Raw genomic sequence first — 12,096 nt, 5'->3', positions numbered from 1 at the left:
GGAGCGCACCTTTCTGTACGGCGACGACCGGAAGAGGGTGCTCTGACTCTATCGTCAGGTCGACAGAATGAGCAGACCGGGTCACGTATGAGCGGGCTGCCCCCGGGTCGGGCCCGCCAGGCCTAATGCGACCATGGACCCGTGGCTAGCAAGCGAGGCAAGCAGACGGTGCGGGACATGTTCCTGTCGATGGCGGTGGTCTCCGCTGCGGCAGGGCTCGTTTACATCTTCATTCCGCACGACGAGAACGCCAACCCGGTCAAGGCGGTCGACTACCGGGTGGAGCTCCTGACGGCGCGGCGCGCGGCACCGTACCCGGTGGCCGCCCCGGACGGACTCGCCAAGGAGTGGAAGCCGACCTCGGTCAGTTACGACCGCAAGGCGGGCAACGGCTGGCACCTGGGCTTCCTGGACCCGGAGGGCAAGTACGTCGCGGTGGAGCAGTCCACGTCCCCGGCGAAGAAGTATGTGACCGAGGTCAGCCGGGACGCCAAGGACACCGGGCGTACGCGGCAGGTCGCGGGCGAGACCTGGCAGCACTGGAAGGGCGAGAAGTACGACGCCCTCGTGCGCCAGGACAAGGGTGCGACCACGGTGGTCACGGGTTCCGCCTCGACGGAGCGGCTGGCGGAGATGGCCGCCGCACTCAAGTCGTCCTGATGTCCTGTACGGGGCATCTGCCTCGTACGCGGCGTACGGAGGAGGCCCTGGAGCATCGAGCGCTCCAGGGCCTCCTCCGTACGCGTGGCGACGGTCAGACGGTCGTGATGACCTCGTCGTAGGCGAGGCGCGGCAGACGCGGGAACCAGGCGTCCTCGCCCGGCTTGCCGATGTTCACGACCATCAGCACCTTGTGGTCGCCGTCCAGGAACTCCTTCTCGATGCCCGCGGCGTCGTAGCCGGTCATCGGGCCCGCGGCGAGGCCGGCGGCGCGGACGCCGATGATGAAGTACGCGGCCTGCAGCGCACCGTTGAGGGCGGCGGACGACTCGCGGACCGGGCGCTCGGAGAAGAACGCGTCCTTGGCCTGCGGGAAGTGCGGCATCAGGGCCGGGAGCTCCTCGTGGAACTCGTTGTCGGCGACCAGGATGGCGACCAGCGGGGCGGTCGAGGTCTTCGGCTGGTTGCCCTCGGCCATGTGCTTGACGAGGCGCGCACGGGCGTCGTCGGAGCGGACCAGGACGACGCGCAGCGGCGACTGGTTGAACGCGGTGGGGCCGTACTTGACCAGGTCGTAGATCGCCTGGACCTGCTCCTCGGTCACCGGCTCGTCGGTGAAGGTGTTGGCGGTGCGGGCCTCACGGAAGAGGAGGTCCTGGGCGGCGGGGTCAAGAACGAGGGACATCTTGCGTTTTACCTTCCGGGCGTACACGGGGATCAAGCAACGACGGCCACGCTACGGGAGAGGTAGGTTAACTTTCAACTAAAAGTGGAAGGGAGTGATCTGTTCCACAGCGCGGGCCTCTTGTGCCATTCGCCGGCAAGGGCTCCGATCGCGTCTGCCGTCTGCCGTCTGCCGTCTGCCGTCTGCCGTCTGCCGTCTGCCGTCTGCCGTCTGCCGCCTGCCGCCCGCCCGCGTCGCCGTGGTCGGCCTCGTCCGGAAAGCCGGAAAGCCGGAAAGCCGGAAAGCCGGAGAGCCGGGGAAGTCGGGGAGGCCTCAGCCGTTGTCGGCTGTCGTGCCGCCGCCGCTCTCCTGGAGGTCGGCCGGCCCCGCCAGGGCCGCGTCCAGCCGTGCGCGCGCGCCTTCCAGCCAGTGCCGGCACACCTTCGCCAGCTCCTCGCCCCGCTCCCACAGCGCGAGGGACTCCTCCAGCGTCGTACCGCCCGCCTCCAGGCGGCGTACCACCTCGATCAGCTCGTCACGGGCCTGCTCGTATCCGAGCGTGCCCGCGGCACCAGCCGTCGTAGTCCCGTCGTCCGTCATGCGCCCCACCCTACGTTCCGTCCCATCAGGAGCCTCCTGCCTCGCCCGTCATCGCTTTCGCGCCGCCTCGGCGCCCGTCCGCCTCGCCCGCCCCGCACCGAACCCCCGCTCCCTCACTCGCTCACCCGCACCGCGAACTCGCCCCCCGAAACCCGCGCCCGAAGCACATCGCCCGGCGCCCCCGCGTCCGCGGGAGCCCGCACCACATGGCCGTCCGCCCGCTGCAGCACGGCATACCCGCGCTCCAGCGTCGCCGCGGGCGACAACGCGACCACCCGCGCCCGGGTATGGGCGAGCTCCGAGTCCGCCCGGTCCAGCAGATGCCCCAGCACCCGCCGGCCCCGCCCGATCAGCGCATCGATCTCCGACGCCCGTTCGTCCACCATCCGCTGGGGATACTCCATCGCCGGCCGGCCCAGCGCATGCGCCAGCCCCCGCTCCTCCCGGTCCAGCAGCCCCCGTACCGTCCGCAGCGCACGGTCCCGCAGCTGCTGCACCCGGTCCAGCTCCTCGCCCACATCGGGCACGACCTTCTTCGCCGCATCCGTCGGAGTGGAGGCCCGCAGATCCGCGACCAGGTCGAGCAGCGGGGAGTCCGGCTCATGACCGATCGCCGACACCACCGGCGTACGGCACGCGGCGACCGTACGGATCAGCTGCTCGTCCGAGAACGGCAGCAGATCCTCCACACTGCCGCCACCCCGCGCCACCACGATCACGTCGACGTCCGGGAGGTCGTCCAGCTCCTTCACGGCCTGGACGACCTGATTCACCGCGTGCACCCCCTGCACCGCCGTGTTGCGCACCTCGAACCGGACCGCGGGCCACCGCCGCCGCGCGTTCTCCAGGACGTCGCGCTCGGCCGCCGAGGCCCGGCCGCAGACCAGTCCGATCAGCTGCGGCAGGAACGGCAGCGGCTTCTTCCGGTCGAGCGCGAAGAGCCCCTCCGAGGCCAGCGACTTCTTGAGCTGCTCAAGCCGGACCAGCAGCTCACCGATGCCGACCGGCCGTATCTCCGTGGCCCGCAGGGACAGCTGGCCGCGCGGCGCGTACCACTCGGGCTTGGCGAGCACGACGACCCGCGCTCCCTCCGTCACGACATCCGCGATCCGGTCGAAGACCTGCCGGAAGCAGGTCACGCTCACCGAGATGTCGTGCGACGGGTCGCGCAGCGTCAGGAACACCACCCCGGCGCCCGGCCGCCGCGACAGCTGGGTGATCTGCCCCTCGACCCAGACGGCCCCGAGCCGGTCGATCCATCCGCCGATGAGCCGTGACACTTCACCGACGGGCAGCGGGGCTTCCGCGGACGTATTGAGAGCCATGCGAGCGAGCGTATCCGCCGGCACGGACAACAAGGCAGCCCTACACAGCCGGGCCCCGCCACCGCTGCGCCGCCAGTACCGCCAGCCCCACCCCCAGCCAGCACACCCCCACCACCTGAGCGCTCGCGGCCGCCTCCACGATCACCGCGATCAGCACCCCCGCACCCACCACCGGCACCAGCACATGCCGCCACCAGCTGGGCGGCCCCTCCATCCGGCGTACGGCGAACCAGCCGACCACCGACGCGTGCAGCAGCACGAACGCCGTCAGCGCACCGATGTCGACGACCGAAACCAGACGGTCGAGACCGTCGGCGCGCCGGGCCGCCCACACCGCCGCCACCAGCGTCACCGTCGCGGCGAGCAGGATCGCGACCCGCGGCACCCCGGACCGCGGGTCGACCTTGGACAGCAGCAGGGGCAGCCGCCGCTCCCTGGCCATCGCGAACAGCAGCCGCCCCGCGGCCGCCTGCCCGGCCAGTGCCGCGAAGGCCGCCCCGATCGCCTTGCTGACCGCCACCAGATCGTGCAGCCAGGTCCCGACCGCAAAGTCCACCGTGTCGTAGAACGCCGACCCCTGCGCGGCCGGATCGGCGGCCAGCTCCGCCGATGTCATCGGCTCCAGCAGCGCTGCCAGATACCCCTGCGCCACGAACAGCGCACCCGCGAGCACCAGACAGAACAGCACCGCACGCGCCACCTCCGACGAGCCCCCCGTCACCTCCTCCGCGAACGAGGCGATCGCGTCGAAGCCCAGATACGACAGCACGGCCACCGACACCGCCCCCAGCACCGCCGAAGCGGAGAAGCCGGAATCGCCGGTGAGCGGGGTCAGCCAGCCGCGCTGCGCCCCGTCCCGTACAAGAACCACCACCGCCGACACCAGGAACACCAGCAGCACCGCGATCTCCATCGCGAGCACCGCGAAGCCGACCCGGGCGGCAGCCCGTACACCCCAGAGATTGAGCAGCGTGGTGATGACGACCGCGAGCGCCGTCCACACCCACCTCGACACCGACGGCACGAGCGAGTTCAGCGCGATCCCGGAGAAGAGATAGGCGACCGCGGGGATCAGCAGATAGTCGAGCATCGCCATCCACCCGGCGATGAACCCCGGCCCTTCCCCGAGCCCCTTGCGGGCGTACGCGAAGACCGAGCCCGCCAACGGGGCGACCCGCACCATCTGGGCGTAGCTGAAGGCCGTGAACGCCATCACGACGGTCGCCGCGACATAGACCAGCGCGACCGCACCGTCCGATTTCGCATCGAGTGTGCCGAATACGCCGACAGGCGCCATCGGAGCGATGAAGAGGAGCCCGTAGACCACCAGATCCCGGAAGCCGAGTGTCCGCCGCAGCCTGCCTTCCTCCCGGTGCGCCCCCTTCGCCGCCGTGACCCCGCCGCCGCTGCCGCCGCCCGTCCCCGACATGAGCCCTCCGTCGATCGCGTACGCATCAGTCTCGCGACCGAGCCGATCTTCCGCGCGTTCGGCTCGGCCTTACGATGGGACGCATGACTGCTACGACACCCCGCCGCGTCCTGCTCGCCGCTCCCCGTGGCTACTGCGCGGGCGTGGACCGTGCCGTGATCGCTGTGGAGAAAGCCCTGGAACAGTACGGCTCCCCGGTGTACGTGCGCCACGAGATCGTCCACAACAAGTACGTCGTGCAAACCCTGGAGAAGAAGGGCGCGATCTTCGTCGAGGAGACGGCGGAGGTCCCCGAGGGCTCGATCGTGATGTTCTCCGCGCACGGCGTCTCGCCGACCGTGCACGAGGAGGCGGCCGAGCGGAAGCTCGCCACGATCGACGCGACCTGCCCCCTGGTCACCAAGGTCCACAAGGAAGCCGTCCGCTTCGCGCAGGACGACTTCGACATCCTCCTGATCGGCCACGAGGGCCACGAGGAGGTCATCGGCACCTCCGGCGAGGCCCCCGAGCACATCACGCTGGTCGACGGCCCCGAGGACGTCGCCGCTGTCGAGGTGCGCGACCCGTCGAAGGTCGTCTGGCTCTCCCAGACCACGCTCTCCGTCGACGAGACGATGGAGACGGTCGGCGCGCTCAAGGAGAAGTTCCCGCTCCTGATCTCGCCGCCCAGCGACGACATCTGCTACGCCACGCAGAACCGCCAGATCGCCGTGAAGCAGATGGGCGCGGACGCCGACCTCGTGATCGTCGTCGGCTCCAAGAACTCCTCGAACTCGGTCCGCCTGGTCGAGGTCGCCCTCGGCGCCGGTGCGAACGACGCCCATCTGGTCGACTTCGCCGACGAAATCGACGAGGCCTGGCTGGAGGGTGTCTCCACGGTCGGCGTCACCTCGGGCGCGTCCGTTCCCGAGGTCCTGGTCGACGGCGTCCTGGCGTGGCTCTCGGAGCGCGGTTTCGAGGACGTGGAGATCGTGAAGGCGGCCGAGGAGTCCATCACGTTCTCGCTGCCCAAGGAACTCCGCCGCGACCTGCGCGCCGAGGCCGCGGCGCTCGTGGAGAAGTGACGGCTTCCTGCCGACGGCTTCCCGTTCCGGGAAGTGGGCCGGGCCACCTGCCCGTACCGTGGACTGCATGCAGATCTTCGGCGTGGACATCGGCGGATCCGGGATCAAGGGTGCTCCCGTGGACCTGGACCGCGGAGACCTGGCGCAGGAGCGCCACAAAGTACTGACACCGCACCCGGCCACGCCCAAGGACGTGGCCGATTGCGTGGCCGAGGTGGTCGGTCATTTCGACTGGTCGGGCCCGGTGGGCATCACCTTCCCGGGCGTCGTCACGAGCGGCTGCACACGCACCGCGGCCAATGTCGACAAGGGCTGGATCGACAGGGACGCCCGCGGACTGCTCGGCGACAGACTCGGCCTTCCCGTCACCGTCCTGAACGACGCCGACGCGGCCGGCATCGCGGAGATGGCGTTCGGCGCGGGGCGCGGCCGCAAGGGGACGGTGATCGTACTGACGCTCGGTACGGGAATCGGCAGCGCCCTCTTCATCGACGGCAAGCTCGTCCCCAACACCGAGCTGGGCCACCTGGAGCTGAACGGCCACGACGCGGAGAAGCACGCCTCCACCAAGGCCAAGGAGGACGAGCAGCTGAGCTGGCACCACTGGGCGCACCGGGTGCAGAGGTACCTGACCCATGTGGAGATGCTGTTCTCGCCCGAACTCTTCATCATCGGCGGCGGAGTCAGCCGCAAGGCCGACAAGTTCCTGCCGCTGATCGAACATGTACGGGCCGAGATGGTGCCGGCGGAGCTGCAGAACAACGCGGGCATCGTGGGAGCGGCGATGGCGGCGGCGAAAACGGTGTAGGGCTCACTCGGCCCCGTCCTGCCCTGCGGCCCCCGGTCACCGCCGGGGGCGACGCGGCCGCCGTTCCTCGGCCCCCGGCCCCGGTCAGCGCTGGGGGCGACGGGGCGGCTGGGCGGGCCGCGCTGTCTGCGCGGCGAGCAGCATCCGACGCTGACGTTGCCGCTGTCGCATCAGCCGTACCTTCCGTACGGTCGCGATGAGTCCGGCGATGAGCGTCCCGCCGTACAGCCACCCGGCATGTACGGCGAGCGCGGTGACGAGCGCCATGGTCTGGCCGCCGAAGCCGCCCGTGCCGCCGGAGATCGGGATGACGCCGACGGCGAATGCGATCGGCACGATGATCGGCGCGGTCACCAGGTCCGCGGGCCTTACCCACAGCGCGGTCAGCGCGCTGACCGGCAGGAACAGCACTCCGAACACGGTCGATGAACCGTCGAGGACCAGCTGGTCGAGGCACGCCAGCAGGAACATGGAGGCGGCGGCGAAGAGCCCCGCACCGATGCCGGTCAGCCGGGGATTCGGCAGCCTGCGCAGGGCGAGAACGGCAGGCGGCACCGGCCGGGACCGGCCCTCCGGCTTCGCGTCCATCACCCGATAGACGGCGGCGGCTTCGTCGATGGTGCCCTGCGGGGACAGCGGGGCCTGCCGAGACTGCCTGCGCTGCGGGGGACGTGTCCTGTGCTGCTCCACCGGGACAACGTAGGTCGACGGGCGGGAGGAAACGGGTGCGGGACACGCGCTTTGGGCGACCTAGGGGGTGAGTTCGATGCCACACGGCCGAACGGGAACCGAATCGACGCCCGACCGGACCCGTGGCTGCCCGGTTGCCCCCGCCCGTAAACTGGAGAATCGGCCCACCCGGGCCCGACGCTTTTCCGCCCGTCCCACCACCTCCTCATCCCTCCTCCTCACTCCTCAGGAAGTCGCCAACGTGTCGCTCACGATCGGAATCGTCGGCCTGCCGAATGTCGGCAAGTCGACCCTGTTCAACGCCCTGACCAAGAACGACGTGCTGGCGGCCAACTACCCGTTCGCCACGATCGAGCCGAACGTGGGCGTCGTCGGCGTCCCCGACTCGCGCCTGAACAAGCTGGCGGAGATCTTCGGCTCCCAGCGGCTGCTCCCCGCGACGGTCGACTTCGTCGACATCGCCGGCATCGTCCGAGGCGCTTCGGAGGGTGAGGGCCTGGGCAACAAGTTCCTCGCGAACATCCGCGAGTCCGACGCGATCTGCCAGGTCATCCGCGCCTTCAAGGACGAGAACGTCGTCCACGTCGACGGCAAGATCTCTCCCAAGGACGACATCGAGACGATCAACACCGAGCTGATCCTCGCCGACCTCCAGTCCGTCGAGAAGGCCGTCCCGCGCCTCACGAAGGAGTCCCGCCTCCAGAAGGAGAAGGTCGCGGTCCTCGCCGCGGTCGAGGAGGCCCAGAAGATCCTCGAGTCCGGCCAGACCCTCTTCGCCGCGGGCATCACCGCAGGTACGGAGAAGGGCAAGCTCCTCCACGAGCTGCACCTCCTCACCACCAAGCCTTTCCTCTACGTCTTCAACGTCGACGAGGACGAGCTGGTCGACGAGGACTTCAAGAACGAGCAGCGCGCCCTGGTCGCTCCCGCCGAGGCGATCTTCCTCAACGCCAAGATCGAGTCCGAGCTGATCGAGCTCGACGACGACGAGGCCCTCGAACTCCTCCAGTCCATGGGCCAGGAAGAGCCCGGCCTCGCCACCCTCGGCCGCGTCGGCTTCGACACCCTGGGCCTGCAGACCTACCTCACGGCAGGCCCGAAGGAAGCCCGAGCCTGGACGATCAAGAAGGGCGCCACGGCCCCCGAGGCGGCCGGTGTGATCCACACCGACTTCCAGAAGGGCTTCATCAAGGCGGAGATCGTCTCCTTCGAGGACCTGGTCGAAATGGGCTCGGTCGCCGAGGCCCGCGCCAAGGGCAAGGCCCGCATGGAGGGCAAGGACTATGTGATGCAGGACGGGGACGTGGTGGAGTTCCGCTTCAACGTCTAATACGTCCGGCGAAAGGCCGTCTGACCTGCGACGGAGCGGGTTGGGCGGCCTTTGTGGTCCGCACAGAGTCCGCAGCGTGCTGACTTCGGTCAGCGCGCGGGGGAGCGGCTATGCCGCTTCGTCGACCTGTGGCCGGGCGTCGGCGGACTGGTCCGCGTACGCCTTGTCGACGGCGGCCCGGGTCCGCTCCTCGGAGTCGGGCCACAGGTGGGTGTAGATGTTCAGCGTCATGGCCGCGTTGGTGTGGCCGAGGCGCTCGGAGACCGTCTTCACGGCCGCGATGCCAGCCATGGCAACTCAACCGCTTACGGGCGCTGCCAGGCGTCGCCCGCGTAGGTAGAGCATCACAGATGAGGCGGGTCTGCAGGGCAGGATGCGGGCCCGCCTCCGTACCACTGTGCCGTTGGTGTCTCTATACGGCGTCCAGGGCTTCATTTGTGCCCGACTGCCGAGTTGCCCACTCCCGCACCTCTACGAGGTGGTCTGCACGGAGCCCGACGTACGGGTCGGGCTGGATGAGGAGAGTGGGCAGCCCGCGGGCGGTGCGCTCTTGTGCCCACCCGTGGTCGAGAACGGTGAAGTCGTCGTCGATCCAGACGACGGGAGCTCTGCCGAGCCAGGTGTCGACGTGGTCGCGTTTCCAGAGGTAGCCGTCGGGGTGGCTGGTGGTGATCTGCGGGCGAGGCAGATCGAGGTAAGGGAAATCGGGCAGCCCGAGGAGGGGGCCGATGATCGTGGTGGCGTCCTTGCGCCAGCTCGTGCACCACACGGGGATGATGAGCCCGCTGGTCAGGAGGTCGGTGAGAATGCTGCCCTGGCTCGGATCGAGCCAGACCGGGACGGGGTCGTCGGGGTGCCGGCCGGTTGGCAGGACGGTGTGGCGGACGTGGGTGGGCGGGGTGCTGCCGTCGGCCGCCGGGAACGGTACGAGGACGCCGTCGATGTCCAGGAGCAGGTAGGGCAGGGGCATCGTTGCCTCCGTCGGTCAGCGTTTGCGGGCGGTGATCAGGAGGGTGGTGGGCCACGGGTCGCGGCGCGGGTGCCGCAGCTCCACCGTCGAGGTGATGCGCAGGCCGGTCCGGGAGAGGTGGGCGTCCCAGCGGCGGGCGTCGAACTCCCATCGGGCGAGGGGCAGTCGGGTGCGGTCGGGCATGGTGACGTAGTCCTCACGCGGACGGTCGTCCGTGGATGGATGTCTTCCGGCCCGTGCCGGGTGAGGGACGGAGAAGGCCAGGGCACCGCCCGGTTTCAGGCGTCGGGAAATGGCGGCGAGGAGGAGCTCGGGGGCGACGAGGCCGACGGCGCCGAAGACGGAGTAGATCGCGTCGAAGGTCTGGCCGGTGGCCTGCAGGTGGTGCAGTGCGTGGCCGGCGGCGAACGTGGCGCCGTCGATGTGGCCGTAGTGGGAGCGGGCCCGGCGTACCTGGAGGCCGACCAGGTCCACGCCGGTGACGCGGGCCTGGTGGTGCTTCGCGAGGTGGGCCACGTTGTGGCCGGGGCCGCAGCCCAGCTCCAGGACGCGCTTGCCGCACAGATCCCGTCCCAGAATCTCAGCTCCGGGACCGACGCTCGCGTGGGTGCTCCATTCCATCCGGGCCGGCGCGGTGAGTGCGTGCGCGGGAGCAGCGGCTGTGCGCTGGGCTGCGTGGGCGTACCAGGGGGAGACCTGGGCGAGCACCTAGACCTCCAGGAGTTGGACCACGTCGTTCAGGTGGCGGCGGACGACGGGGATGTACGCGGGGTCCTTGGCCGGGTCGTCGATCCAGCGGATGGCCTGCTCCAGGAACCACTCCACGGCCCACATGCGGTGCCAGCCCAGGGCCCATGCCTCGGCGGCCAGGCCGCCCCGGGCGGCGAGGGCGTCCTCATGACCACCTGCGGTGACGTACTGCTCCAGGAACACCCGCATTCGGAAGGGGCTCGGCACGTCGGTGGTGCCGTGGTACGAGGCGAGGTCGATCAGGCCGGGGCCGGTGAAGGCGCGTGCGAAGTCGAGGAGATGCCAGCCGTTCTCCCCGATGTGGACGCTCGTCGGGTGGAACTCGGAGTGCACCCAGCCGAACGGGTCGAGCGTCGCCCCCTGGACACGGGCCTCGGCCGCGGCGGAGATCTCCCCCAGCGCGGTCTTGATGTCGTCGCAGTCCGTCCAGCGGTCAGTTTTCCGCAGCCGTTGGAGGTGATCGAGGGCTCGGCCCGGCAGGGCTGCGAGGCCCGCCCCGTCGAGGAGGGGCAGACCGCCTGCCGGGCGGGCGGCGTGGAGCATCACGGCGGCGGCGACACCGTCGAGGTCGTCTGCGTCCCGTACGGGGGTGCCGAGGTCGTCCATGAGCATCCCGAGCCACTTGTCTTGCATCGTGGTGGCATGGAGGGCGGGGACCGGGAGCCCGCGCTGGTATGCCACTCGCAGGGCCTGGGCCTCGCGATCGAAGGGGTCCTTGGCGTACTTGAAAACGGTCGTGGTGCCGTCTGGGAAGGTGACGCGTTCGACGCCGGACATGCCCCAGACACGAATCTCGGCACGTTCGGGGAGGGGCTTGCCGACGAGGGTGCACAGGTCGTTCAGCAAGGCGGCGGGCAGGCTCTGGTCCATGGGGGTCTCCAGGAGCTGGTGGGCTCCGGGGCGGGCGCGCGCGAGCTGGCCCGCCCCGGAGCCGGACTGGGGGGCGGGGTTACTTGGCTGCGGTCACACGGTGGGCGTAGACCTGCTCGATCCAGCCCGCCTTGAACTCGGCCAGGTCGTCACGGAAGTTGGCCATCGAGGCACCGTAGGGCGCGACGACGCCGCCGGACTGGTCCGGCACGGACTGGCAGCCGTGCACGAGCCGGCCGCCGAGGGCGGCGTGGGCCTTGATGGACTCGATCCGACGGTGCTCGTTGAACCAGCCGCCGTGGTAGACCTCGTCGAGCATTCCGCCCGTCTCCTCGTCCAGGTCGAAGACGACGGATGTGGCGGCGGGGAAGAACCAGCATGGGCCGACGTTGGAGATGTGGCCGTCCAGCTCGACCTTGTTGACCGCCATCAGCGTGGCCGCCTCGCGCAGCATGCGCAGGTGGTCGGCGGTGATCTGCGGGAGGCCGAGGCCGGCCAGGTGTTCCTCGCGGAAGAGGTACGAGTACACCCCGTACGCCGTCGCCAGCACGCGGGCCGCGTCGGAGGTGGACTCGCCGTGGTTCTTGATGAAGTCGAGTGCGAGTTGCTCGACCGCGCTCTCGGTCGTCTCGTCCACGTCGAGGAGCTGGGCCTTCACCAACTCCCAGTCGGCGACGAGCCAGGTGCTGGACTCGAAGCGGAAGAAGTACTCGGCCGGGTCGATGGTGATGTGCCGGCCGTCCACCTGGATGCCGGGCAGGCGGTTCCAGCGCGGGTCGAAGGCGTCGGGCAGCTCGACCGTGATGGTCGCGGTGTCGATGGTGGTCACCGTTTCTCCGTCTCTGATCGTCCGGGCCGAGGCATAGGAATGCCCGAGCCCGGTGGGGCGTACGGAACTTGGGGGCCGCCCGGCCCGAGAGTGGGGCGGCTGTCGAT

At 69.9% G+C, this 12,096-nt stretch carries 14 protein-coding genes; 4 read left to right on the top strand and 10 right to left on the bottom strand.

From position 1 onward, the window contains the following. Positions 1-141 precede the first annotated feature (141 nt). Positions 142-660, top strand: a complete 519-nt coding sequence (locus IEZ15_RS02225) for a DUF4245 domain-containing protein (protein ID WP_189273686.1) — start codon at positions 142-144, stop codon at positions 658-660. 94 nt (positions 661-754) lie between these two features. Here the strand turns inward: IEZ15_RS02225 and IEZ15_RS02220 are convergent, their stop codons facing one another. From IEZ15_RS02220 to IEZ15_RS02205, 4 genes are all read right to left on the bottom strand, one after another. Continuing rightward, a complete protein-coding gene (locus IEZ15_RS02220) occupies positions 755-1,345 on the bottom strand; it encodes a malonic semialdehyde reductase (protein ID WP_093896807.1) in 591 nt (196 codons plus the stop codon). Between the two features lie 312 nt (positions 1,346-1,657). Further along, positions 1,658-1,924, bottom strand: a complete 267-nt coding sequence (locus tag IEZ15_RS02215) for an exodeoxyribonuclease VII small subunit (RefSeq protein ID WP_114246423.1) — start codon at positions 1,922-1,924, stop codon at positions 1,658-1,660. A 113-nt stretch (positions 1,925-2,037) separates the two neighbouring features. Continuing rightward, positions 2,038-3,249, bottom strand: a complete 1,212-nt coding sequence (gene xseA, locus IEZ15_RS02210) for an exodeoxyribonuclease VII large subunit (RefSeq protein WP_093896809.1) — start codon at positions 3,247-3,249, stop codon at positions 2,038-2,040. Between the two features lie 40 nt (positions 3,250-3,289). Beyond that, entirely contained in the window at positions 3,290-4,678 is a 1,389-nt protein-coding gene (locus tag IEZ15_RS02205; protein ID WP_229845689.1) for an APC family permease, read from the bottom strand. Positions 4,679-4,752: 74 nt separating this feature from the next. On the opposite strand from IEZ15_RS02205, the gene IEZ15_RS02200 reads away from it, so the two are divergent. Both IEZ15_RS02200 and ppgK read left to right on the top strand, forming a co-directional pair. Then, complete coding sequence (locus tag IEZ15_RS02200; RefSeq protein ID WP_189273684.1) at positions 4,753-5,742, top strand: 4-hydroxy-3-methylbut-2-enyl diphosphate reductase; 990 nt, start codon at positions 4,753-4,755, stop codon at positions 5,740-5,742. Positions 5,743-5,809: 67 nt separating this feature from the next. Then, a complete protein-coding gene (gene ppgK / locus IEZ15_RS02195; RefSeq protein WP_189273682.1) occupies positions 5,810-6,550 on the top strand; it encodes a polyphosphate--glucose phosphotransferase in 741 nt (246 codons plus the stop codon). Between the two features lie 84 nt (positions 6,551-6,634). Here ppgK and IEZ15_RS02190 read toward each other — a convergent pair whose 3' ends face one another. After that, positions 6,635-7,240 (bottom strand): DUF6542 domain-containing protein, encoded by a 606-nt coding sequence (locus tag IEZ15_RS02190; RefSeq protein ID WP_189273680.1) that lies wholly within the window; start codon positions 7,238-7,240, stop codon positions 6,635-6,637. Between the two features lie 241 nt (positions 7,241-7,481). Here IEZ15_RS02190 and ychF point away from each other — a divergent pair, with 241 nt between their 5' ends. Next, positions 7,482-8,570: a redox-regulated ATPase YchF gene (gene ychF / locus IEZ15_RS02185; protein ID WP_093896813.1), complete on the top strand. Its 1,089-nt coding sequence runs from the start codon at positions 7,482-7,484 to the stop codon at positions 8,568-8,570. Positions 8,571-8,678: 108 nt separating this feature from the next. Here the strand turns inward: ychF and IEZ15_RS02180 are convergent, their stop codons facing one another. The 5 genes from IEZ15_RS02180 to IEZ15_RS02160 form a co-directional block, all read right to left on the bottom strand. Next, positions 8,679-8,861, bottom strand: coding sequence for a hypothetical protein (locus tag IEZ15_RS02180; RefSeq protein ID WP_229845688.1), 183 nt, complete (start codon positions 8,859-8,861; stop codon positions 8,679-8,681). A gap of 121 nt (positions 8,862-8,982) precedes the next feature. Next, positions 8,983-9,540, bottom strand: a complete 558-nt coding sequence (locus tag IEZ15_RS02175) for an HAD domain-containing protein (protein ID WP_189273679.1) — start codon at positions 9,538-9,540, stop codon at positions 8,983-8,985. Positions 9,541-9,555: 15 nt separating this feature from the next. Then, the gene (locus tag IEZ15_RS02170) at positions 9,556-10,248 is read right to left on the bottom strand and encodes a class I SAM-dependent methyltransferase (protein ID WP_189273677.1); all 693 of its coding nucleotides are present in this window, start codon (positions 10,246-10,248) and stop codon (positions 9,556-9,558) included. Further along, positions 10,249-11,160, bottom strand: coding sequence for a phosphotransferase family protein (locus IEZ15_RS02165; protein WP_189273675.1), 912 nt, complete (start codon positions 11,158-11,160; stop codon positions 10,249-10,251). Between the two features lie 79 nt (positions 11,161-11,239). Beyond that, positions 11,240-11,989: a hypothetical protein gene (locus IEZ15_RS02160; RefSeq protein WP_189273673.1), complete on the bottom strand. Its 750-nt coding sequence runs from the start codon at positions 11,987-11,989 to the stop codon at positions 11,240-11,242. Positions 11,990-12,096: the final 107 nt, after the last annotated feature.

Source organism: Streptomyces atratus (assembly GCF_014648655.1).
GTDB lineage: Bacteria > Actinomycetota > Actinomycetes > Streptomycetales > Streptomycetaceae > Streptomyces > Streptomyces atratus.
The sequence above is the reverse complement of the archived record's forward strand: the minus strand, read 5'-3'. Positions and strand labels throughout refer to the sequence as shown.